The organism is Gammaproteobacteria bacterium (genome assembly GCA_013697705.1).
In the GTDB taxonomy this organism is placed as follows: Bacteria; Pseudomonadota; Gammaproteobacteria; order UBA6002; family UBA6002; genus UBA6002.
This window is the reverse complement of the sequence record JACCWJ010000039.1, coordinates 1-25035: the sequence shown is the minus strand read 5'-3', so window position 1 is coordinate 25035 and position 25035 is coordinate 1. Positions and strand designations below refer to the sequence as shown.

Genomic DNA, 25035 nt, shown 5'->3' with positions numbered 1-25035 from the left:
TTTTATATTAACATTGAAAGTATCTACTCGCACCTAAAGTGGTTAGTTGGCTAGGACGTCCGCTTCTAGGTGCGAGTAGTTACCATTGATCATTGCTAGAAAAAAATGTGCCGCTACTTACACAGTATCGATGCTATTTAAAAAATTACCTGGGTTTTGACAAAACATAAATTGCACCAATGCCTGCATTTTTGTCGTGAAACTTTGGTAGCCCGTCTTCTCCAGCCTGTAGATTGGATAAGAAGCTCTTGCTCTCAATGTTTAGCTCTTTAGCTGCTGCAATTTTCTTAAGACCATTTAGGCCATATTGTTTATAAATATCTAATTCCAATTGAGCAAAATAAGCATCAATGTATTCAACATTAAATCCAGCACTTTTTGCTAGATTTGAAAAACTCTCTTGAGACCATGCTAACGCTTTAGGACAATTTTTGCCGTCAGTGCACTGCTTAAAAATCTCATCCAATGATTGCGTCGTTGGTTGATTCTTGGGCAATTGTTTTTCATTAATCATGACTTCATCTATTGGTTGGCTTAGCACCATTTTTTGATAACCCACATAATAATGGGTAAATATACTATTACGGTTATAAACCATTATCTTGACTGTACCACCAGGTTTGAGAATACGATTAAACTCCTGGAGTATTTTTTGTGGATTGGAGGTGTGATGTAAAACGCCTACACTGATGATGGTATCAACACTATTATTCGGTAAATTAATGTGACTATCATCATCTTTTCCTTTTACAAGCAGAACTCTATTTTCAACATCATAACCTTGACCACGATGTAGATCGAGTCGCTGCTTTGTTAAACTTAACGCCTGCTGTGAAATATCAATTCCTATGATTTTTTTTGCTTTAGAATAAATCAAGAAATTAACAATATCATTTCCAGGCCCACACCCGTAATCGAGAACAACTTTTCCTTGGTAGCTATCCTTTAAGTCCGAAAACATTAGCTTTGTAAATAAGGGATATTGTTCATTTCGCCAGGACAGGTACCATAACGACTCTTCTGGTGTTTTAAAGGGGCGAGAATTGACAGTATGTTCTCCCCAATATTGATCAACAGGAGAAGCATAAATATTAAATGCTAAAAATGAACTTAAAAATATTCCTAATATTAATCTCACGTTTAATTCCTTGTAGGCTAGGAGTAGGGGAACTCGCGCATCTTAAAACGATTTACCTTAGCAGGCAACCATAAAAGTTGCGATGTAGTGTGCATCGTAGTAACTTCATGGTCTTAATGCAGTGAAGCGAAATTAAGGTCTGCCATTTTGGTAGGATTCTCCTGGTGCTAAGCCAAGTGGTTCCTATCAGCATATAATATTTACCTACAGTTCTAATCCCGCAGCTGCATCTTTTTTAGGAAACAGATATAGTCTGAGAAACATGCCAGAACGAACATTAAGCAATTATACTCTTCCTTTGATTAGGCTGGCGCTTCCTTTAGCTCTAATAGGTTTGGCCCAATCCGGCGTTTTTTTCTTTGAAACTTTGTTTCTTGCCCACCTGGGATGTCAAATGTTAGCTGCTGGTGCCTTGGTTTCATGGTTGTTTGGAACGATTGAAGCAATTATATTTGGCATTCTTACTGCAGTGAGCGTCCTTGTCTCCCATAAATTTGGGGCCAAAAACACGGTGGGGATTTCTTCTGTATTACGGGATGGTTTATTCCTAGCCCTCCTATTTACCCTTCCAGCCTTTCTATTATTTTGGAATATTGCGCCAATTTTTCTATTCTTTGGTCAAGATTCTACGGTAGTAACACTGTCACAGTCTTATTTGCGTGCCTTAGCATGGAGCTTATTGCCTAATTTTTGCTCTGTTGTTCTCATCGATTTTCTAGTAGGTTTAGGCAAAACTCGACCTATTATTGTATTCACTCTGATTGCGAGCCCTTTTACTATTTTTAGCAGCTATCTTTTAATTTTCGGTAAATTGGGATTGCCCGCTTTGGGTATTGCCGGTGCGGGATGGGGCATGACAATGAGTAATTGGATTGAATTTATTTTACTGGCGGTATTTATATTTATTAAACACCGAATATATTTAACCAATTTTTTTGATTTAAATCGCTCCTCTTTTTTGTCTGAACTATTGCACGTTGGGTTACCCATGGGCTTTATGTATTGTGTTGAAGTGACATTTTACTTTGCTCTAACACTTTTAATGGGAAATATTGGTTACCAAACATTAGCGGCTAATCAAATCATTCTGCAGTATCTAGGGGCATTAATAACGGTTATTTTTGCTGTAGCGCAAGCAATAACTATAAGAATAGGGCACCAGCTTGGGACCAACCAAGCGGCAGATATAGAAAAAACAAATTTATTTGGAATGGGTATAGCTGTTTTTTTCATGCTTATCGTGGCTATCTCTTATTGGTTTTTCCCAGAAAAGCTAATATCAATTGATTTGGATATTCGCGACCCCAATAATTCTAATGTAATAACACTGGCTAAACATTTTTTTGCTATTGCTGCTGTCTTTCAAATTATAGAAGCAGCGAGAATTGCTCTTTTTGGTTCATTAAGAGGCTTAAGAGATACTTTTTTTACCTTAGTGGTCTCTATCATTACATTCTGGGGAGTTGCATTACCTATTGGTTACTATGCTGCAATTCGGCTTCATTATGGTGGTCAAGGTCTTTGGTGGGCAATGGTGGCGGCGGCCATAATGGGTGTCATTATTTTAATTATCCGGTTTCAATATAAGATTAAAAGGATCACTACTCGCCCCTAAACGTCCTAGCCAACGAATCACTTTGGGTGCGAGTAGTTACGTTAAAAGTAATTTACCCATCTAGTCTAATAGGTTGAACAGGTGCATGTATGTGTCACTAGCACTCGTTGTATAAAAACGAATATTAGTGACACAATTTCATTATACAGCATGAGTAATTACAATTTATTCATACTCTGCTTTTGAAGTAACAAGTATTTGCATTAGGTAAGTAAATCAATACCCAGGGTGAACAAATGGTAGTTGACATCATTCAGTTTAACATTCCAATCGCTTGTTTCAGCATGCGTGGGATATTCGGTTGGACCAAAGACATAATTTGTCGAAGCGAGATGTACCAAGCGATACTCTACAAAAAAGCGTGCATGACAAAACGGCGCGAAGCGCAGGCCAACCTTACCTTGCACAGAAACAGCATCGTCGGAGTCATCTGGGTCTGAGTTAAAATGATTGACACCAGGTTCTGGTGGATCTAATTGCAATGAGTCAGCTCCTGAAATGGATTGTCTCGCCATGCCGATACCAACACCTACATAGGGCTGTACAGTGCGGGCTAAAGGTGTTTCAACTGCAAAAACAGCGTTGGCAAAAAGAAATTTTGAGCGCATGGGTAGAGTATCCAGGAAATTATGCTCAGGTAAACGGGCTGATGGATTAGCTAAGAATCCTTTCTGAGTTCCCCGAAGAGAAAATCCCTCAAGTTCAGCTGCGGGAAATAAATTCCAACTGTTATGACAATTAAATAGTCCTAAATATTCATAGCCGACATGAATACCGTAGGTTGGTGTTGAGTAATGATCTGAATTTCCAGCACCATCAATAATTAACGGGCCACCAATAATATCGGGAAAGAGGGCTACACCTCGCTGCGTGAAATGATCACTATCAGATTTACCTGTCCCACCAAAAACGCCTAGGTAAAACCGTCCCGGGCATCCTGCTCCGCATTGATACCGCGGCTCTCCCAATGACTCAGAAGATAACGCTAATAATAAACCAAAAGAAAGCAAGTATTTAAGTTTACCTCGTAAGCTAAATGCACTTTGAGGATTAGTTGAGCTCCTAGTCATGAATATATATCTCCCTATAAAAAATTTGATAATACGAGTATCGATTAGGATATATATATTTAATTTTATTAGCTATAAATAGTTTTCTGAGAGAGATGGACTGTTATGGATGTGCCATTTTAATTCACCCAATATGCATATGAAAATAAAAAAAGTGTAGTAATTATATTTTTTAATGTCGATATTTTTGTCGTCTGTTTGGCATTAAAAAACTATTATTGATATTCTCTTGTGAGGTTGTAATTTCAATGCGAATAGTTTCTTATTAACTAACCCACGCAATATACATTTCCGGTTTGTGCCCCTTCAACACTTTTAATATAAGCTAGAGCCACCTGTGATGCGCTTACTGGCATGAAACCATGGAAATAATTGCCATATTTTTCCATTGATTCCGCCAAAACGGTTGGACTTACTGCGTTGATCCGAATTCCTCTGGGCATTTCAAGGGCAGCACTTTTGACGAAACCATCCACAGCTCCATTAATCATTGCGGCTGAAGAAGCATAGCGAATAGGATCCCGGTTTAAAATTCCGCTAGTAAGCGTGAACGAGCCATAATCATTAATATACTCTAAGCCGACCGAAACTAAATTTACTTGTCCCATCAATTTGTTTGATAACCCAAAAGCAAATTGTTCCTCTGTCATTTTTGCTAGTTCACCAAAATGAACACTACCGGTAGTTGCAATGACAGCATCTATCTTGCCAATAGATTCATACATGGCTTCGATTGATTTTCGATCTACTATATCAACTCTTACATCGCCATGCTGACGTCCTGCAATAATTATCTCATGACGTTGAGATAATTCCTTTGCTACTGCTTGACCAATTGTTCCTGAACCACCGATAATTAAAATTCGCATTTTTTCTCCAGCTTGGATTATTCTATGATGCATCTTTAATATAATAGATCTTGATTACATTGCAATTTTCAAATTCAATTTGTTAGTCTTTATTCCAGAAATACTGGCCATTTCTAAGCTGTCGTACCGCAGAGGCTGGATCCCGCGAATAAATCGCGGGACGACGACTCGGTGCATCGCGGGACGACGACTTGGCGCATTGTGGACGATGATACTGCATTGTGAGACGACGACTTAGGATTTCCCTCGCGGGAGGGTGCCTTTAAAGGGGCTCTTACAGAAATGTTGACATGTATTGGCTTCTGACATTATACGTGTATTTGACCCCTAAATTTCATCTACATGGAGATAAGATGAGAGAGACTGGCAGTGCTCGAAGAGGGAGCAAAATAGCCAAACGATATCTATTGTGTGGTGCTTGTATGCTATTTTTGTGCTCTCCAATTTTTGGAAGTACAGAGCACCAAGCGCGTATTTGGTCGGGCATTGACGTTCTCGGTGAGTTTAAATCATCAAATTATTTATATAATTTTAATTTGCAATCCCGGCACAGTAATGATCCGAGGGAGTATTTTGATTTCCGTAACGAACTGGGTTTTGGTTATAAACTAACACCCACTTTGAGTGCCTGGCTTGGTTATACTGGGTTTTTGCCAAATCCGCCTAGGAACAGACAAAATAGAATTTGGGAACAACTCCTCTGGGGGCCTATAAATATCTGCCAATTTAGTTTAATCTCAAGAACAAGATTCGAACAGCGCAAAGATGATCACCAACCCGAATGGTCAAATCGATTTCGAGAAAGGCTAATATTGAGCTTTCCACAAAAAAAAATTACCCCCCTCATTTATGACGAAATTTTTTTTAATTTGAATACCACTGTTTGGACAAGCAATAAATTTTTTGATCAAAATCGTATATTTGTAGGATTTCTTATTCCTGTCGACAAGCATTCAAACTTTCAAATTGGCTATTTGAATGTATATAGTTTGCGGCCTATGCGGGATAGAATAGAACATGTGTTATCTTTAAACTTAAATATAACGCCATAACTTTGCTGGCATTCAAGACAGCCAAAACAACTTCATTATTTAACTACACAATTTTTTAAGACTGCTGACTTATTCGCCGCCTTCCACCGATTGATTGAACCACCAGAAACTCCAATATAGCCTTGGAAACAAAAATGGCAAATCACAGGATGACTGAAAGGAAAGTGATGAAAAAAAACTAGATGGCGGCTATGGCTCTTAAACCGGTCAAGCTTCCAAAGGTTAACGGCTTACTCATCATGATTTCCTTATCTGAGTACTAATATAGCGGGAAACAGCATATCACAGCTAATCCTGTTTTCAATAACTTGCAGCGCCAGCGGAATCCAGGAACCTTGATTGCATCAAGGCTACATGTTTGAGCTATTCAATAATGTAGCCCGGATGCAGCGTCAGCGGAATCCGGGTCCCTTGATTGCATCAAGGACACACATGTTTGACTATTCAATAATGTAGCCTGGATGGAGCGCAGCGGAATCCGGGTTCCTTGATTCCGATGGAACACTATTTATAGGGCTTTTAAGGAGCCATAGTGCTGATAATTCACCCTCCGACCCCCTTATTCAGTGTCAAGCAATCTATTTACTATTTTTTATTAACAAATTATTAATAAATTTTATGATTAGTCTATAATTACACCTGTTGCTCAAGTTTTACTGCTTAATGGATTCAGCTTATTTATGGTGACGGATAGTCAGTAGAGAATGGGTTTATTTAGTTGCGGGGTGTAATATGGCTAAGTTTGTAGGTACTTCTTTAGATGACACCATTCTGGGTGGCATTGGCAATGATACAATCGATGGTAAAGCTGGGAACGATACTCTACACGGAGGCAATGGGAACGACACCATAAATGGTGGCAACGGCGCGGATTTTCTAGATGGTGGTTCAGGTAATGACACTATTTATGGGGATGCAGGGAAGGACACTCTCGCTTATAACGTTACCGAAAACTTAAACGCTACAGATTATTATGATGGTGGTGCTGGAGCAGATACTCTTAATATCACTTTTAATGTAAGTACTTTAAATCAACTTGCTAATTCACATGGCTTTAGTTCCACTGATTCCTATTTATCCGCTATACAAAATTCCTTCAATGCAAAAACGTTAAGCGGTCAAGCAATGGATTTTTCTAGTTTTGGATTTAATCTTACTTCTCAAAATACTGAAACCCTATCCTTTACCTTAATCAATGATGTTAATACTGCTCCCACTGCATCAGCAGGGGCTAATGCTGTTTCCCTAGAAGACGCAGCATATACTTTTAATACCGCAAATTTCGGTTTTACTGACCCTGATGCTGGAAGTGCATTGGCAGCGGTTCGTTTCACAAGTTTACCCGATACGAGTGCAGGCCAATTGCTATTAAACGGTACTGCCATAATAGCCAATCAAACTGTTCTAGCTTCAGACATAGTAGCGGGTAAATTGCAGTTTTCACCGTCTGAAAACGTCAATGGTGATAATTTAACTCAATTTAATTATCAAGTAAGTGATGGTCAGGATTGGAGTAATAATACAGCCTCAATCAAAATTGATGTGGCAGGTGTCAATGATGCGCCAACCGCTGCGGATGATTTAGCTACCGTTAATGAAAATAGCTCGGTAGTCATTAATCCATTAGGCAATGATACCGACATCGATGGCGATAATTTAGCGATTAATAGTTTTGATACAGCAAGTGCCAATGGCGGTACTATTTCATCAGTTGAAGGTAATTTACTTTATACGCCGGCCACTAATTTTAGCGGCACTGATACTTTTAATTATTCAGTATCAGACGGCAATGGTGGGTTTGAAACTGCAACAGTGACAGTAACTGTCGTCCCTTTGCCCGCATTATTTACCGAAGGTAATGATACTGTAGATTTTAACGCGATAACTGCTGGGCAATATCACACCGAGCAATACCATAACGCTCTTGACGGTGATGACACTGTCATTTTACCTCAAGATCAACAAGCTGCTACCTTAAGCGGCTACGATCATTCTGTTGGATTCGAGGATGGCGCTGGGTCTGATCAAATATTGGGTGGGGCGCTAAATGATACATTTATAGCAAGCTCTGCTACATCAGGAGATCAAGATTTTTATTCTGGAGGTGAAGGATCCGATACAGTTTCTTTCAGCCGAGTAAATGCAGGTGTAAACGTAAATTTAGCAAATAATGCTCTACAAGATACTGCCGGAGCGGGTATCCAAGCTTATAACAGTATCGAAAATATAATTGGGTCTAATTTTAACGACAGTTTGACCGGTAATGCTGCTGATAACGTCATTTATGGCGGCGCGGGTGATGACATTATCAACCCGGGAAGTGGCGAAGACCAAATTTTTGGTGGGGATGGATTTGACATAGTGAGCTATGAGTCAGCACCGGAAGGAATTACCCTATTTCTTGATCAACAAGGGCAATGGCAAGATACCGAAGGCGTGGGTGGCCACTATTTAGATGGTATAGAAGGCATCCAAGGATCTAACTTTGATGATCTTTTGGTAGGTGATGATGGCGATAATGTTCTTTTAGGGGGCGGGGGAGATGACTACCTTGTCGGGGGTGGTGGCCGAAATATCCTAGAAGGGGGTGAAGGCAATGATCAACTGTATGGTTATCAAGGATATGATATCGCCAGCTATGAATCAGCCTCTGGGGGGGTGACTGTATCTCTTGCAAGTCAATACGATTGGCAAGCTCCTACAGCGAACGAAAATGATTACTTCGCTACCAGAGATAACTTTTTGCAGGATACCGGATCCGCAGGAGTGGATTACTTAGAAAACATTAAAGGCCTGATCGGATCTGATTTTGACGACACATTGACTGGTAACGCTGCTGATAACGTCATTTATGGCGGCGCGGGCAATGACATAATCAACCCCGGAAGTGGTGAAGACCAAATTTTTGGTGGGGAGGGATTTGACATAGTGAGCTATGAGTCAGCACCGGAAGGAATTACCATATTTCTTGATCAGCAAGGGCAATGGCAAGATACCGAAGGCGTGGGTGGCCATTATTTAGATGGTATAGAAGGCATCCAAGGATCTAACTTTGATGATCTTTTGGTGGGTGATGATGGTGATAACGTTCTCATAGGAGGCGGGGGTGATGATTACCTGGTTGGGAATGGGGGTAGAAATATCCTAGAAGGAGGTGAAGGCAATGATCAACTGTATGGTTATCAAGGATACGATATCGCCAGCTATGAATCAGCAGATGGGGGAGTGACCGTATCGCTTGAAAATCAATACGATTGGCAGGCTCCAACAGCGAACGAAGATAATTACTTCGCTACCAGAGATAATTTTATGCAAGACACCGGATCCGCAGGAGTGGATTACCTAGAAAACATTAAAGGCCTGATCGGATCTGATTTTGACGACACTTTAACCGGTAATGGTGCTGATAATGAACTTTATGGACAAGGCGGTGCTGACATTTTGACCGGCGGTGGCGGTAATGATATTTTAAATGGTGGCTCTGAATCGATCGCTGATAGCCAGGATACCGCTGTCTTTAGTGGCAACCTAAGTGACTATAGTATTGAAGGTTTGTTTGAAAATAAATTTTCAGTAACCGATTCAGTGGCGGGTAGAGATGGAGTCGATACCTTGAGTAACATTAAATATGCTTCATTTGCTGATGCAAATGTTGACCTAAGTACATTAATCATTGATCACGCATAGGCATATTCCCTCATCCTTCCATTAAGGAAGGGTGAGGGATAACCATCGAGTGTTCCGACCTTCTTAAAATGCATTTATTCCATAAACAAAATACAAATTTATTCCCTTAACCTGACAATCCTAATAATTGTAATTACATAATTTATGCTTCATATTATACTCAGTGGAATAATTCCTACTACGCTACTGACATCAAATGCATTTAATGCATCAGGCCTGACAACATCACATAAAATATATATACCCGGAGAATAATGCAAATGACTGCAGAAATTTTTTCCTACCCTTTAATGATCAAAGAAATCTATCTTGATACATTCGGCCATGTTAATAATGCAACTTATCTTACTTTATTTGAAGAAGCGCGGTGGGACATTATCACTAAGAATGGTTATGGGCTGAAGAAGATACAAGAGACTGGGCTCGGACCCACAATTTTGGAAATTAAATTAGTTTTCTTGAAAGAGCTGTGCCTGCGTGAAAAAGTAATGATTGAGACGCAAGTTATTTCCTATGAAAAGAAAGTGGGCAAACTTTCACAGAAAATGATTCGTAATGATGAAGTTTGCTGTGAAGCGGAGATGATTATTGGGCTTTTTAATCTAGTTGAACGTAAACTAGTATTGCCGACCGCAGAATGGTTATATGCAGTTGGAGTTAATGAAAATGATCTGAAATCTAAAATGGATTAAGTGAGAAAAATGAGCTATTTAATATTACAACTATTTTTTCCCCGTGAAGTATGGAGTCATCAATACTATTTATTTTTTGTGTAACGATTGAGCAATTACTGTATTGAAAAAATTTGGAGAATAACATTATGACAACAACTGCCGCTTATGCAGCTGCTAGCGAAAAAGACCAATTAAAACCCTTTCAAATCAAACGTCGCGAGCCGGGTGTTCATGATGTTGAAATTGATATTCATTTTTGCGGCGTTTGTCATTCAGATATTCATCAAGTACGCAATGAATGGGGGGGTGCTAAGTTTCCCATGGTTCCAGGACACGAAATTGCCGGTAAAGTGAGTCATGTGGGTTCTGCTGTCACCAAATTTAAAGTAGGGGACTCTGTGGGTGTGGGGTGCTTTGTAGATTCGTGCCGCACCTGTGATATGTGCCAAGCTGATCTGCAACAATATTGTCCAAATCAAATTTGCTTCACCTACAATAGCTATGAAAAAGATGGCAAGACACCTACGTTCGGAGGATATTCCACAAAGATTGTTGTAGCTGAAGATTATGTGCTACGTATCCCCGATTCCTTACCTCTTGATAAAGCGGCGCCACTTTTATGTGCAGGTATAACAACCTATTCTCCTTTGCGTCATTGGGATATTAAACCGGGAGATAAAGTGGCAATAGTTGGCCTAGGGGGGCTTGGCCATATGGCGGTGAAGTTAGCAGCTGCCATGGGTGCAGAAGTCACTGTGTTGAGCACTTCTGAAAATAAAAAAGCGGATGCACTTCGTTTAGGTGCAACCCATTTTATTAATACTACCGATCCTAGTGTGTTTACCACATATATAAATTCTTTTGACTTCATGATAAGCACCGCAGCAGGGAATATCCAAATTGATAATTATTTGAATCTGCTTAAATATGATTCAACCTTGGTGGTGGTGGGGATACCCGCACAGCCATATCAATTAGGTGCATCACCTCTCATCGGTAATCGCCGGCATGTAGCGGGTTCTCTTATAGGTGGTATTAAGGAAACACAGGAAATGCTAGATTTTTGCGCAGTACATAATATTGTTTCTGATATAGAATTGATTCCTATTGAAAAAATAAATGAAGCTTATGACCGCACTATTAAAGGAGATGTTAAGTATCGGTTTGTCATTGATATTAGTTCGTTAAAAAATGCGTAAGGGTGTCAAACAAAACGGTTAACAAGCCCTCGAAAACTCAAATAGCTTCTCCCTATATGAGGCGATCAGAAATCTAGCAAGGGGTTGCTAGAATGGTTATTACTAAATAGGGAACGCTGAAACAAGGAACGTATTTAATGGATGCCACGCTTCCCCTTATTACCACCATAGCAATGGGATTTGCTCTGGCATTAATTATGGGATTTATTGCAGTACGCTTTAAGATTCCAGCATTGGTGGGTTATTTATTAGCGGGTGTTATTATTGGCCCCTTTACCCCCGGGTTAGTAGCCAATGTTAAAATAGCTCAGGAACTTGCGGAAATTGGGGTCATGTTGCTGATGTTTGGGGTTGGGCTACACTTCTCCCTAGATGATTTGATGAGAGTGCGCAAGATTGCCATTCCTGGCGCAATTGTTCAAATGATTGCCGCAACAAGTCTCGGCGGCTTCGCTGCAATCATGTGGGGTTGGAGTTATGGCAATGCCTTAATTTTTGGTCTTTCTTTGTCGGTAGCTAGTACAGTTGTATTGCTGAGAGCGCTGGAAGAAAGAAGTTCATTAGACTCCATAAATGGTCATATTGCGGTAGGGTGGCTTCTTGTAGAAGACCTCGCCATGGTTATTGTGCTCGTCTTACTACCCCCTTTATCACACTGGCTTGGAGGCAATTCATCAGTCGACGTGAATAAACCGCTCTGGTTTGTTCTCGGTCTTACGTTTGTTAAGGTGTTTGCGTTTATTGCCTTAATGCTTTTAGTCGGACGACGCTATTTCCCTAAGATGCTTTGGCATGTTGCAGAAACAGGTTCACGTGAACTATTTACTTTATGTGTTATTACTGCTGCGATTAGCATTGCCTATATAGCTGCAATGTTATTTGGTGTTTCTTTTGCCTTGGGAGCTTTTTTTGCAGGCATGATTATGCGGGAATCTTCATTTAGCCATCGTGCTGCTGAAGAATCTTTACCGCTTAGAGATGCATTTGCTGTGTTGTTTTTTGTGGCAGTCGGTATGCTATTTAATCCCGCAGTTTTACTCGAGCAACCTTTACAAGTTTTAACGGTGGTCGGAATTATTGTTATCGGGAAGTCAATTGCAGCTTTTGTGTTAGTGCTTATATTTCGATACCCATTGCAATCCGCATTAATCGTGTCGGCAAGCTTGGCGCAAATTGGTGAGTTTTCTTTCATTCTTGCTGAACTGGGGATACGTTTGGGCTTGCTTCCGGTGGAAGGCCGAAGTTTTATTCTTGCAGGTGCATTGATATCAATCGCTATCAATCCCTTGGTGTTTAAACTTATAACTCCTATCCACGCTTGGGTGAAATCTTATCCCAAATTATCTGGAATTTTTGAACGCTCTGGCGATCCTTTGGCAGAATTACCGATGACAACGAAAGAAGGCTATCTTTCAGGGCAAGTTGTTCTAGTAGGATATGGGCGTGTTGGAGAGCGTGTGGCGCGTTTATTTTCAGAGAACGCTATTCCTTATGTAGTAATTGAGGAAAATCGTGAATTAATTAAGCGTCTACGCACAGCGGGTATCCCAGCGGTGTATGGCAATGCCGCCGATCCATTTGTGCTTATTCAAGGACATATTGCCCGCGCCAGTATGCTCATGATTGTTATAGCGGATACTTTTTACGTAAGAAAAATGATTCAATGTGCGCAAAAACTCAATCCAGAAGTAGAAATAGTGGTGCGCACGCATAATGAAGAAGAGGCTGAATTATTACAGAAGGAAGTTAACGGGAAAGTATTTTTTGCTGAAGGTGAAATTGCCAAAAATATGGGGGCCTTTGCACTCAATCGATATGGGAAATCTTTATGAGGTTACTTATTATTGATTATCGTTTAGAAGGGAAAGGCTGTTCAATTGCATCTTTTGGATCAGCAAATTCGCCTTTAACATAATGATGAGATTTGAAAAATTTACTCGGTAAAGCTCTTGTCTTAAATATTTTTTCTTGTTTCCACTCTAATTTTTTAAGTTCGTTGCCACAAATATTTGTAATTATCAAATCGCACAGTGCATTTATAGCTGTGGGGGTCCTTATGTCCTCACCAACGCAATGAAATATTTTTCTCACCATATCTGGTGGTAGAGATGCAAAAACATTATCTTCTTGTCTTAGGCCTTGAACCAAAGGATATATTGCATTTACAAATGCATCTTCTCGTTGGCATTGAAGTTGTTGACTTCTAACGTAATGAGCGCGGCCACCTAAAAAATCATCTTGATTGCGTCGTAAATGAGTTTCCAATTGAGTTAGAATTTTTTTACTCACAGTTTTTTCTGGTAGATTGATTTGTAACAAATAGTTATTCATTAGAAATGCTTGACTACCAGGATCGGTAACTGGATTTTGCTGCAAATTAATGTTCATAAATCTTCCATGCAATGCTAATAAGGTAGCCACTTGATCAGAAATATTATTCGTCTCAAGATCAAGTATTGTTGCCGATGTATTTTGTAAGAAATTTTGAAAGTCTGATTGGTTGTCAGTAATTAATTGATTTAGATTGTTATCTTTCAATTCAATTTTTTTAAGAGCAGGATTTTCAAATGCTTTTAATAACAAGCAAAAACTTTGAGAGGAAATTTTGTGCAAGTCATTAGAATTAAGTGCTATCACATCTACCGCGGTAGATGCTTCAATTAAAGTGGCAATTTGCTCAATTGCTGCCGGCGACGCATTGCGAAGGCTAGCACTAAAAGAAAGTCGTTTGAGAGGACGCGATGATTTTTCTTTGATAACAGCATACAGCTCTGGAGTTATGCCTGAAGAAAGATTCACATAATATAATTCTACACTTTCATTTTCACTATTTAATCTAGTAATTAAAGTAGTGTCTTGTTTTTTTAATAATGGCTGGATTGGCTCTTTTTGCATAGTAAGTTCTTTCAGAGAAGGCAGTAAGTGACTTAGCATTATTTAACATCTTCTTCGGCAAATCAACTAAAAAATTAGCTTAAAATCTGGTTTTTAGCGGCTTATAGCACACAGTTATAGCTTCCTTAAGGTTGCTCCTACCTGCCATAACAAAGACGTTTAGATCTTAGTTGCAGATAACTCTAAGCCAGGAAAGCTAATGCTTGAGAATGAAGGCGTTTGGTTTAAATTTTAAGTAAGCTTCAGGTTATTTTAATAAAAAATGAATATACTTATATATATGCCATAAAAAGCTCTACATTTTGAGATTTAATGCATTAGATTTTTACTCTAAATTACATTCGAGACAGAAATGAAAGATAAAACTGAAGAAGAGTTGGTTGAACAAATCGCTGATTTATATATCAATCATGCCGAATTTTTTAGGGCCCCGTATGTTAAGGGTCATGGTAAATTTCCTTATAAAGAATACTATCCATTCAATGAGTGGATAAATTCCCAGACCGGTGTCCGTAACATTCTTCGGGGGTTTAATATTCTACTTGAATCAGTGATTAAAGATTCTCTGGAGGCAACAAATTTAAATGATCATGACAAGAGAGAAAGATATAATAAAATGCTGTTTGAGTATCAAAAGATATCAAGTAACTTGACAAAAGATTCTAAAATTACAACTCTTTCACAAAATGTAACCGTAGAGATACAAAATGATGTAGCGGATAATAATGATGAAGATTATCAAACTATCCCTATTGTGGCATCTGATTCACAGTCTGAAACTGATGCAAAAATTTCCAGTTCAGACGATAAAAGTGGATTAGATTATTTGAAAAGTATTTTGGCCTATGATATAAAAATCGACAAGGAGAAGACGTCTGCCCTAAAAGAATTGACAAAGATTGATTACTCTTCTGAGACCCTCTCGATTGCTAAATATCTTTGGCTGAATCTCGAAAAATTAACGAAGGGGATAGGTGATTGGTACAATAATAAAAGACAGTTAACATTATTTCATAATATCGAGTTCGTTAATAATCTAGTTAATGAGAGATCTAAGAGCGGATCTATTACTGAAAGTATGACTGAAAAATTGAATGACCTAGATTTTCGTTTACCTCCCGATGAATTTAAAAGAGATGTTGAAATAATTTTAGATTCTACTTTAGATGAAAACTCAACCTTCAGAGCCTAATAAAGTATGTGTCACATCTCATAATTCAAATGTGACCCACAGGCGTTAAGGTCTTCTGGTTTACCTTTTACATTTAAATTGAAATTACGTTTTTTCATCTCGTCCAATAATCCCAGTCTATTGGGTCGAACACTTCGCTAATTACATTACAAAACTCTCTTCTTCTATTACTAGATGTAAAGGCTCACGTACCCTCATTAGCAAAAAAGGCGAGGTCACATCTTAAATTATTCGATTTCAAAAAAATAATTAAAAAAGCTAATTCAAAATGTGACCCCGGAGTGGCTTTGTCCTAAGAAGGCTACCTTCATGGTACTCTAATTTAAGGAACTCTTGGAAAAGTTTAATCCAACCTGAGCGGACGTCACTCTCACGCTCGAGTTCTGATATTGATAGATTTTTTATTTCCTCAATTGTCTGACAGGCAGCCTACACAAACCCTTTATGCTTTGTACTGGACAAAAATTTAAAAAGGCTTATTTCGAAGGTTACAATCACGCCGTCGTCCCGCAACCAAACCCCTCCGCGTCGTCCCGCGATTTATTCGCGGGATCCAGCATCGGATCTGGATCCCGCTAAATCGCGGGACGATGTGGGAGGGATGGGTCTCATTTGCGACACAAAGATTGCAAAAAGACAGGGGCTCATCTTGAATTAGAGGATTTCAGAATAATAACTCAAAAAGCTAATAGCACAACGTAACCCTGAGAAGCATGGCAAAAACTTGAAAGATTTAACATTTTTTTTATAGCCAAAACTGAATGTGATGGGGATAATAGTCGATCGGCACTCATCTGCTTTTAGTGCGCGTTCCAAAGGATTAGATACTTAAAGACAAGGAAGGACAAATCATGGATAAGAACAACCCCAATAACAAAAAATCTACTTCGACCCCTACTAAAGCCTCCATTGGAGAATTAAACCTAGAACTGGGAGAAGGAGGCGAAGTTCACCAGGCTACCAAGATCGCAAATGAAGGTTTGACTACTCAACAGGGCATGCCCATTTCGGATGATCAAAATAGTCTCAAGATTGGGTCCCGAGGGCCAACTTTACTCGAGGATATGGTTTTTCGAGATAAAATATTTCACTTCGATCATGAGCGTATTCCTGAGCGAGTTGTACATGCGAGAGGATTTGGAGCTCATGGTTATTTTGAAACCTATAAATCACTTGCTGAATTTACTAAAGCTGACATATTCCAAAGAGAACACGAAAAAACTCCAGTTTTTGTGCGTTTTTCAACCGTGGCAGGGAATAAAGGGTCTGCCGACTTAGCAAGGGATGTGCGAGGATTTGCAGTTAAACTCTATACTAAGGAAGGCAACTGGGATCTGGTCGGTAACAATATTCCGGTTTTCTTTATCCAAGATGCCATCAAATTTCCAGACCTTATTCATGCTGCAAAAGACGAGCCTGATTCCGGTTTCCCGCAAGCTCAGACGGCTCATGATAACTTCTGGGATTTTATTTCACTTATGCCAGAAAGTATGCACATGGTTATGTGGATTATGTCTGATAGAGCCATACCGCGTTCCTTTCGATTTATGGAAGGTTTTGGGGTCCATACTTTTCGTTTTATTAATCAAGCAGGCAAATCAACTTTTGTAAAATTTCACTGGAAGCCAAAGATGGGTTTACAGTCAGTTGTGTGGAATGAAGCGGTAAAAATAAATGGTGCAGATCCCGATTATCATCGGAGAGATTTATGGAATGCTATTCAGGCGGGCGATTTTCCTGAGTGGGAGCTCGGCTTACAATTGTTTGATGAATCGTTTGTAGAAAAATTTGCCTTCGACGTATTAGATCCAACCAAAATAATTCCCGAAGAAGAAATTCCAGTTCAAATCGTGGGTCGATTGGTGCTAGATCGTTGTGTGGATAATTTTTTTGCGGAAACGGAACAAGTCGCATTTTGTACGCAAAATATAGTCCCGGGTATTGATTTTAGTGATGACCCTTTACTGCAAGGCCGAAATTTTTCATATTTAGATACTCAGCTGAAGCGTTTAGGAAGCCCTAATTTTACGCATATTCCAATCAATGCTCCCAAATGTCCCATTCATTTATTTCAGCAAGATGGTCACATGACAATGAGTAATCCTAAAGGTCGTGTCAATTATGAGCCCAATTCCTGGGAAGAGGGCAAAGAGGTGCGTGAAAATAAAGAACGTGGTTTTGAGTCTTATCCTGCAGAAATCCAGGGTACTAAGCAACGTCATCGTTCTGAAACTTTTGCAGATCATTATAGCCAAGCACGCCAATTCTATATTAGTCAAACCCCTGTAGAGCAATCTCATTTAGCCAATGCGGTTATTTTTGAATTAAGCAAGGTTGAAAGAGTTGCGATTCGTGTGCGAATGCTGGCGCATTTACTTAATATAGACGAAATGTTAGCTAAGAATGTTGCTGATGGTTTAGGTGTAGAGGAGTTGCCAAAGCCGGCACAAGGCCTGCGTCCCGTTGATAACTCCTTAAAAAAATCTCCTGCCCTAAGCATAATTTTAAATGGCCCAAAACAATTTAATGGGCGTAAGATGGGCGTATTGGTAACAAATGGTGCGAACGCAGAAGTCTATAAAGCGCTCGAAACTGCCCTTAAAAAAATAGATGCGACCATGGAAATTATCGCACCCAAAGTGGCTGGTGTTATGCTAAGTAATAATCAATGGTTAGATGCACAACAGAAAATCGAGGGCGGTCCTTCCGCATTATATGATGCAGTGGCAATTATTGTTTCATCCCAGGGTGTAACGGAGTTGCTAAAAAACCCTGCAGCCCGTGATTTTGTAGCAGATGCCTTTGCACATTCAAAATTTATTGGCTATGTTCAAGAGGCTCAGCCATTATTTGAAAAAGCGGGTATTCTTGATGAGTTAGATGCAGGTTGCGTCTCACTCGACAAAAGTAATGTGAGTAAATTTGTAGAACAATGTGGAGCGCTACGGTTCTGGGAGCGGGAACTACAAAAATAGCTCCATTATTATTCCGAGGTTTAATATTCCTCCTGTGGGTATGCCACAGGAGGATAATTTATCAATCTATGGAGCTAATTTACTTCGTGAATCGTAGTCATTGAATCTATTTTCCATTTTCTCTTTAACTGAAGACAATATGGTGACAGCCGACATTACACGTATTCCCCTGGGCACGCTGCCTTTGAAAAATCCATAGACACCCTCTTTGGTGTAAAGATTTTTTATTGCTCTATTGAAACTTACTATCATCTTTGGAGCGGCTGATTGCTGTTCAGTTTTAATGGAATCAATTCCCTGGGAAGCAATAGTCGCACCCAGACCGGCACCCATTCCAGCAACGAGTGAAGAAAAATTGTCATTGGTACAGTAGGGAGAAATATGTTTTTTCAGCATAGGTGTTCCCACAAGAAAAAATGCTGCAAACATTCCCTCTCGGAGGGCTGTAGCGGGCAGAGCTGTAAACAAACGCTGATAATTCCCCTGTTGATACAAATTTTTTGCAGTAGGATAAAAATTCACCTCTTTCGTTTGATGGGTCATTACCATTTCTGTTGGGCAGCTTACCAGCGAAGAAACCGTTCCCGCAAGAAAAGCAGTTGTTACTTGTTGAGAATTAGATAATTCTTTTGCATCCTTAAAAAATAAGTTTTGGAAGCAACCATTAAAGCCAACTTGCATGGCAGTAGTTGGTATCATACTCGCTGCATTTGGAACTATTCCGCTATAGAGCACATTTGGCTTAAGTGTAAATGATTGTTTTGTTTGCATGCGAGTTTTAATCCTCCACAATGGGTGATTGATTATAACTTCTGTCGCACCTGCAATACTTCCCATAACAATTTTTTGACCTATGCTTGTAGTAAATTTGGTTGAATCCGAAGATTATTTTTTATTTACCGAAGGGTATTCCTCCAACGGTTGTTTTGATCGGGTCATAAAATCTCCTCACATTTTTAAAACTGAAAGTATCTATTAGGGTTTATATGCAACATCCTTTAAGAGGATGCAATAATAATGGTTTAAAAGCCTGAAGCAAACTAATTAGGCTGGGCAAATATTTTCATCAAAATACGAGCTGGGTATTCTTTGTTAAAATAATTTTTCATCCATGCTTTTTTAAAATCATGAAGCTACTCACGGGCTCGGCTCCCGGTGTTGCCGCAGATTTTTCAGGTATTACTAAACCCCGCGCCTTGCCATTGCCTTCAACCCAAAATCGGATTTTATGTGTTGCTCCATAATGTTGCCTCAATTTATTGTCATTTGTTAAAGGTATAAAATGGCCGCCACCAGTAGCTTGATGATCGATTAATAAACTAAATATATGCATGCCACCGTCTGGAAAATCCCTTAACGATTTCATATCAATTACCATAAAGCGAATAAATTTGCCTTCATGCAGTAATGGCATACATATTAGACCACTCATTTCTAGCAACTCATTAAAATTGGCAGCGGGGTTGTAGGTTATAGATTCTTCTTTGTATAAGATAGTTGTTTTAGGAGGAAGCTCAATTTTAGCTGTCTTTAATTTTGGTTCACTCGAAGAAACATAGCGATTAATCAGAGGGAGAAATTTTGCCGTCCTCAAACTTTGCTGATGAAAGAAGCTTATCCAGCCAGTAGCTGGTGCAGTAGCTTTGGTCTCCTCAGTCTTTAGTCTATTTGGGGATTGTGTTAGCAGGGGTTGTTCGTAATTAGTTAATTCCTTGCAAAAAGATTCTATCGCTTTCTCCGTGTTGAGGTGTAGAGAATGATGTCCAATAATCAAAAATCGTTCATGCTCTAATTTTATATTATCCATGCCAAAATGTGATTGCAATAATTTAATGCTTGCGGCTTTTGACTCATGATTCCAACTACGAACAGTTGTGCTTTTGGATACCAATTCTGGGGTTTCATCTTCTTTTATAACAGGATCGCCCGCATACCAGCTCAAAGCAGGTTGCATAATCTGGTTTAACTTCTGTAAAAAAATATGGTGTTGTTTTTTGTGGTTTTTAAGATACAAGTTGACGTTTAACTGACTAAAAAACCATTTCCTGATTTGATGATGATCTTGTTCATTGAGGTAAATATTTGCAATTGTTAAACCATTAATATCTTTATAAATTTTGACTTCTGGCTTATAACGTTTAATACTTTCTCCAAGCATTTCGAAATATAATTTTGGAGAGAGTTCCCCTCCTGGCACTATTATAGTTTTCTTGGAAGATTTAATGTCAAAGCTGTACCCATCTGAATTAATTTGCCAAGATAGCTCTTTGTTGGAGTCAATAATATTATCTAGATAGGATTTTTGCTTGCTGAGATTTTTTTGTGAAAATTTTTCTCCCAATGCAAATTGAATAACAGCCATTTCTGAAACAGCATAATTAGTTACGCAGGATAATAATGGGATAGCAGACCGCGTAACCCCTATTAATTGATGAGCCATATTGAACAATATAAATGATGAGAGATGATTAACGGCTGCTCCCTTTTCACTACCTATTTTTTGTTGGTAGAAACTTAACAACTGTGCAGCCTTCTCCTCATCTTGAAATGCTTCATCCATCGTCTCCGTTCCCATTTTTGCACTGTAAAGGAATGATAAAACAGCGCCATTTGGAGCAAAATGATTTAAGAGATGAGTTAAGTAGTACTGCACAAGAAAACAAACTGCTTCTACCGTGGATATATTGAATAAATGATGAAACTTATTGTCATTATACAGCCAATAGTTTTCGTCCCCGATCGATTGTAGGATTTTATATGACAAGTGAACAGCAATGCCTACCATCATGACATCGTAAGTTCTAGCTAGAGTATTCCAACGAATCAACATCATATCCATTTCAACCAGTTGTTGTATGGAGGGTCGTTTTATCAATTTTTGTGTATTTGACAATGGAAGTGATGATTCTTGAAGAGATTTTTTCTGATGCTTTTTTGTCACAATTATACCCTTAACTCCTTAGAAATTTAAACAATTTAGTGGTCACATCTTGACTTATCAGATTTAAATAATAGTAACTATTCAGCGCAAAACTAACCGTTCGAGCAAAGATCAAAAATTAGTGCTGAATAGTTACAAATAATAATTAAAAAAACTGATAAGTCAAAATGTGACCCTGACTTATTTGAAGATAAAAATAAACGGACTATTTAGGTAAGTTTATTTGCATGAGTGTATCTTCAGTATGATGGTGTGAGTCTGATTCATTTTGATTATTTAAAAAGCTCAAGTTTTTATATTGACTGATAGACGGGTTTTCAGTTGTGAAACCTTCAGTCGAAGAAGAATAAGGTTCTGTTACCTGCTTCTCTGTTAGTGTGCGTTCGTTATCCGTATCTAATCGCTTATCGAATATATGATCAGTCATGGCCAAGGGATGGTCAACATGATAAAACTCAAATGGAATGGCATCGGTAGGTGGCAATATCGCTGGGTTTTCTGACCCAAGCGATGCGGCATTTGTTATGTTTTGAAATGAAGACTGTAGTAAACGCACTATATCTGAGGTGCTTTCGTAGTTGAGGAGGAGCGTATCACTTCCAAGGCAGAAGAGTGCTCCTTGAAAAAGCTTATACATGATATTTCGGTCATTGATTTTTCCATGCCAGTAAACATAAAGAACGGCTAGCGCAAATGTAATTTTGAAGCCAGGATTAGCAGCAGTGAGCAATTTGACATTGTTATTTTGTGCAGCCCTAAATAGTATCCTCATAGACGGACTAATCACATCTAAATCCTCAAACTGAATTTTGTCTTCTCTGGATGAGTTGTTACTATCAAGGGGCGCTGGCTTGTTTGTTCTATTGCGTTGTATGCTAAGTTTTTTAGTTTGCTCTTTGTCAATTAGGGTTCTCAGCTCAGAAATGGCATGTAACGAATCTTTTGAATTGTACTTTTCAAATAATTCTAAAACCGTCTTGCCTTCATTATTAAGAGACTGGGGATTGGCGCCTAACCGTATGAATTTCATTATATCAATAATATTGCCATCCCAAAGATTATTCATTAAATATTGCAGTGGTGTTTGACCGGCATTATCTACTGAATTTGGGTTTATATGATGTGTATGGATTAAATTATCAATCAATCTCCAACGATTAGGACTGGTGCAGGATGTGATTAATAAATGTAACAGAGATTCGCCGAATTCATTCACAGCATCAGGGTACTGATTTCCCAGTTCAATAATTTCTTTATCAAAAACACCTTCCAAATTATTTTTTATCAAAACAGGTAAAAGTTTTTGTATTCGACTATTTTTTTCATTGACATCTTTGCATAAGTGGAGCTTATTCATCTGCTCTGGCAAGGATTGTTGAATTTCCCATCTAGCAAGTAATGAGCTACTCTCCTCGGCATTATTTGAATTATTTTGTGCTATATCAGAGGGGAGCGCAATTGCCCAAAGATAATTTCTCAATTCTTTAAGGGAGGAATTATTATCATTTTCCTGGAGAAGACGATTGCAACTGACTAATAAAGCATTGCGATTAAAAGGGGCTCCACCTTTAATCGCATTGAGAAATTCATACGGAGTTGTAATGGCTTTTTCAAAACCAGCCATTTTTCGAGTAATCGGTTTGAAATTTATAGTAGATCCTATGAGTACCTTATGAGTCCAATTTACTGGGTCACTAGGTAAGTTAGTGAAATTGCGATAAAGCCCACCTCCAGCATCGAGTAACAATTCAACGCACGGTACATAACCTTTTTTTGTTGCTATATCAATTGGAGTTTCCAAATTCTGACCTGCTGCAGTCATGTTTGCTTTTGCTGCAATCAATTGAGAAATAATCTGATGATTGCCATTTTCTGCGGCATAATGAAGAGCGGTCATGCCATCAGTGGTTGCTGCATTAACATTTGCACCGACTAAAATAAGTTGAGCAACAATCTCTGGGCTTCCTATGCTTGCAGCTGTCTGAAGCGGGGATCTACATTTAGAGCTGCCACCACTTTCCATCGTAGACGGACGGTTAACATATGCACCAGCGGCAATTAAGTGGGCAACAATACCGCTACTTTTATTACTTATAGCAATATTGAGAAGGGTCTCAGATCGATTCGGATCGCCTTTATTAATGATTTCTTCGTTGACATTCGCGCCAGCATTAATTAGCAATTGAATAATCTGCTCAGACTTTCCGTTGATTGCGATGAAAAGTGGGGAATTTCCATCGCTATTTTTGACTTGCATTAACTGCTTCAGGGAACCACCAACAAAAATGCTGCGAAGCCGACTTGTTATATTTACGTTAGAATGAGACTGTTGGTATTGGGTAAGAAAAATTTCGAGTTTATTTGCATCATTATTGATTATAGAATTAAAGGGCTCTTCTTGCGTCTTACTGGTAGCCGTGTCGTTGTGTCGACTGCTAACCGACTCTTTTGTATCATTATCAATTATATCTTCTTGTGTCTTACTGGTAGGAGAGCCGTGGTGTGGATTGCTAACTGACTCAATATAATTTTCCCTGAAATTAGCTTGTAATGCGTCTCTGAGTGGTCTGACGGGGTGATTCTTATCTAGCGTTAGCAAATGATCGCAACGAGCAGCTAAGGCTTTAATATTAAACACGCGACCACTTTGGATTGCATTCATCAATTCATCTATTGTCGTGATAGCATTTTCAAAACCGGGTGTCCTTCGAGTGATTTGTTGACGGTTAATTGTTAATCCAATGACTACTTTATGGCTCCAATCAATATTAGTATTTGGTAGTTTTGCTATATCATAATAAATAACAGCACCAGCATCGATCAGTAGTTCAATGCATTTTTTATGATTAATTATTAATGCTATATCAATAGCATAAGTATTGCTCATTGTTTTCGCATTAATATCTGCACCGGCTGCCATTAACTGTGAGACAATCTGGTAATGTCCCTTATTCAATGCGTAATGAACAGGACGATAACCCATATTGTCATCAGCATTTACATCGGCGTTGTGATCAATGAGGATGGCAACAGTCTCGCTATGCCCATAAAAGGCGGCCCCTGAAAGTGGAAATTGTTTTACAGGACCAGTGAGAATCAGAGGGATGTTCACATCTGCACCCGTGTTAATTAATTGCTTAATAATTTCTGAATTACCTAGAGTACATGCGTAATAAAAAGGAACAGCATCGGTTCTTAGCTCTTTGTGATAAAATTGATCATTAACATTTATTCCAGCAGCTATTAACGACTGAATACTCTTATCCGCAGAATGTTTTATGGCATAATAAAGCGGAGAATCACCCACGCCATTTTTGGCTTTCATTAGTTGCGTAAAGGAATCTTGGCGGAAAATTTGGAGTAAAGAGCTGGTTGATGGTCGTTCAAGTTGGAGTTTTTTACATTTATTAAGGAAATCGTTAAGTTCGCCTTCGTTATTTCGTTGAATAAGCTCGAAGAGAAGTTCTTTAGGTTTAATCATTGTTATTATTCTCCCATGTTTTTTCCTGATGACCCTGGTCAGCTTGATTTGATTAGAAATGAGATAGACAGAGCAGAGTAGCAGATGAACATTAAAATAGTCTTAATAAAATTTATTTTCTGTGTTACCGAATTGCCTCACAATTAATGTTACCGAAGGGTGTAAGAAAATAGGCTAAAAAGCATTCGTTGCCTCATATTTACTGTTACCGAGTAAGTAGGAGTCAACGATGAAAAAGCGACCTAAG

At 38.8% G+C, this 25035-nt stretch carries 15 protein-coding genes; 8 read left to right on the top strand and 7 right to left on the bottom strand.

Annotated features, from left to right (window positions below; all coding sequences use genetic code 11):
- Positions 1–145: 145 nt before the first annotated feature.
- Positions 146–1138 (bottom strand): class I SAM-dependent methyltransferase, encoded by a 993-nt coding sequence (locus H0U71_08200; GenBank protein MBA2655026.1) that lies wholly within the window; start codon positions 1136–1138, stop codon positions 146–148.
- A gap of 262 nt (positions 1139–1400) precedes the next feature.
- Between H0U71_08200 and H0U71_08195 the strand changes: the two genes are divergently transcribed.
- Positions 1401–2753: an MATE family efflux transporter gene (locus H0U71_08195; GenBank protein MBA2655025.1), complete on the top strand. Its 1353-nt coding sequence runs from the start codon at positions 1401–1403 to the stop codon at positions 2751–2753.
- 203 nt (positions 2754–2956) lie between these two features.
- Here the strand turns inward: H0U71_08195 and H0U71_08190 are convergent, their stop codons facing one another.
- Positions 2957–3823 (bottom strand): outer membrane beta-barrel protein, encoded by an 867-nt coding sequence (locus tag H0U71_08190; protein MBA2655024.1) that lies wholly within the window; start codon positions 3821–3823, stop codon positions 2957–2959.
- A gap of 269 nt (positions 3824–4092) precedes the next feature.
- Complete coding sequence (locus H0U71_08185; protein MBA2655023.1) at positions 4093–4692, bottom strand: short chain dehydrogenase; 600 nt, start codon at positions 4690–4692, stop codon at positions 4093–4095.
- A 353-nt stretch (positions 4693–5045) separates the two neighbouring features.
- On the opposite strand from H0U71_08185, the gene H0U71_08180 reads away from it, so the two are divergent.
- The 5 genes from H0U71_08180 (at position 5046) to H0U71_08160 (ending at position 13136) form a co-directional block, all read left to right on the top strand.
- Positions 5046–5744 (top strand): DUF2490 domain-containing protein, encoded by a 699-nt coding sequence (locus H0U71_08180; protein MBA2655022.1) that lies wholly within the window; start codon positions 5046–5048, stop codon positions 5742–5744.
- 732 nt (positions 5745–6476) lie between these two features.
- Positions 6477–9431: a tandem-95 repeat protein gene (locus H0U71_08175; protein MBA2655021.1), complete on the top strand. Its 2955-nt coding sequence runs from the start codon at positions 6477–6479 to the stop codon at positions 9429–9431.
- 260 nt (positions 9432–9691) lie between these two features.
- Positions 9692–10123 (top strand): acyl-CoA thioesterase, encoded by a 432-nt coding sequence (locus H0U71_08170; GenBank protein MBA2655020.1) that lies wholly within the window; start codon positions 9692–9694, stop codon positions 10121–10123.
- Positions 10124–10251: 128 nt separating this feature from the next.
- Positions 10252–11304, top strand: a complete 1053-nt coding sequence (locus tag H0U71_08165) for an NAD(P)-dependent alcohol dehydrogenase (protein ID MBA2655019.1) — start codon at positions 10252–10254, stop codon at positions 11302–11304.
- A 137-nt stretch (positions 11305–11441) separates the two neighbouring features.
- Entirely contained in the window at positions 11442–13136 is a 1695-nt protein-coding gene (locus H0U71_08160) for a cation:proton antiporter (GenBank protein MBA2655018.1), read from the top strand.
- Between the two features lie 16 nt (positions 13137–13152).
- Here H0U71_08160 and H0U71_08155 read toward each other — a convergent pair whose 3' ends face one another.
- On the bottom strand, positions 13153–14199 hold the full coding sequence (locus H0U71_08155; GenBank protein MBA2655017.1) for a hypothetical protein: 1047 nt from the start codon (positions 14197–14199) through the stop codon (positions 13153–13155).
- 352 nt (positions 14200–14551) lie between these two features.
- On the opposite strand from H0U71_08155, the gene H0U71_08150 reads away from it, so the two are divergent.
- Positions 14552–15391 (top strand): hypothetical protein, encoded by an 840-nt coding sequence (locus H0U71_08150; GenBank protein MBA2655016.1) that lies wholly within the window; start codon positions 14552–14554, stop codon positions 15389–15391.
- 851 nt (positions 15392–16242) lie between these two features.
- Entirely contained in the window at positions 16243–18366 is a 2124-nt protein-coding gene (locus tag H0U71_08145) for a catalase (GenBank protein MBA2655015.1), read from the top strand.
- Positions 18367–18432: 66 nt separating this feature from the next.
- Here H0U71_08145 and H0U71_08140 read toward each other — a convergent pair whose 3' ends face one another.
- The 3 genes from H0U71_08140 to H0U71_08130 form a co-directional block, all read right to left on the bottom strand.
- Entirely contained in the window at positions 18433–19203 is a 771-nt protein-coding gene (locus H0U71_08140; GenBank protein ID MBA2655014.1) for a hypothetical protein, read from the bottom strand.
- A 268-nt stretch (positions 19204–19471) separates the two neighbouring features.
- Entirely contained in the window at positions 19472–21307 is a 1836-nt protein-coding gene (locus H0U71_08135; GenBank protein ID MBA2655013.1) for a hypothetical protein, read from the bottom strand.
- Positions 21308–21512: 205 nt separating this feature from the next.
- Complete coding sequence (locus H0U71_08130) at positions 21513–24788, bottom strand: ankyrin repeat domain-containing protein (protein MBA2655012.1); 3276 nt, start codon at positions 24786–24788, stop codon at positions 21513–21515.
- Positions 24789–25035: the final 247 nt, after the last annotated feature.

Bases quoted from the DNA above. Each gene is read 5' to 3' on its own strand.
- H0U71_08150 (MBA2655016.1), top strand. From the start codon at position 14,552: ATGAAAGATAAAACTGAAGAAGAGTTGGTTGAACAAATCGCTGATTTA.
- H0U71_08165 (MBA2655019.1), top strand. From the start codon at position 10,252: ATGACAACAACTGCCGCTTATGCAGCTGCTAGCGAAAAAGACCAATTA.
- H0U71_08160 (MBA2655018.1), top strand. From the start codon at position 11,442: ATGGATGCCACGCTTCCCCTTATTACCACCATAGCAATGGGATTTGCT.
- H0U71_08175 (MBA2655021.1), top strand. From the start codon at position 6,477: ATGGCTAAGTTTGTAGGTACTTCTTTAGATGACACCATTCTGGGTGGC.
- H0U71_08155 (MBA2655017.1), bottom strand. From the start codon at position 14,199: ATGCAAAAAGAGCCAATCCAGCCATTATTAAAAAAACAAGACACTACT.
- H0U71_08195 (MBA2655025.1), top strand. From the start codon at position 1,401: ATGCCAGAACGAACATTAAGCAATTATACTCTTCCTTTGATTAGGCTG.
- H0U71_08190 (MBA2655024.1), bottom strand. From the start codon at position 3,823: ATGACTAGGAGCTCAACTAATCCTCAAAGTGCATTTAGCTTACGAGGT.
- H0U71_08170 (MBA2655020.1), top strand. From the start codon at position 9,692: ATGACTGCAGAAATTTTTTCCTACCCTTTAATGATCAAAGAAATCTAT.
- H0U71_08130 (MBA2655012.1), bottom strand. From the start codon at position 24,788: ATGATTAAACCTAAAGAACTTCTCTTCGAGCTTATTCAACGAAATAAC.
- H0U71_08185 (MBA2655023.1), bottom strand. From the start codon at position 4,692: ATGCGAATTTTAATTATCGGTGGTTCAGGAACAATTGGTCAAGCAGTA.
- H0U71_08180 (MBA2655022.1), top strand. From the start codon at position 5,046: ATGAGAGAGACTGGCAGTGCTCGAAGAGGGAGCAAAATAGCCAAACGA.
- H0U71_08140 (MBA2655014.1), bottom strand. From the start codon at position 19,203: ATGGGAAGTATTGCAGGTGCGACAGAAGTTATAATCAATCACCCATTG.
- H0U71_08145 (MBA2655015.1), top strand. From the start codon at position 16,243: ATGGATAAGAACAACCCCAATAACAAAAAATCTACTTCGACCCCTACT.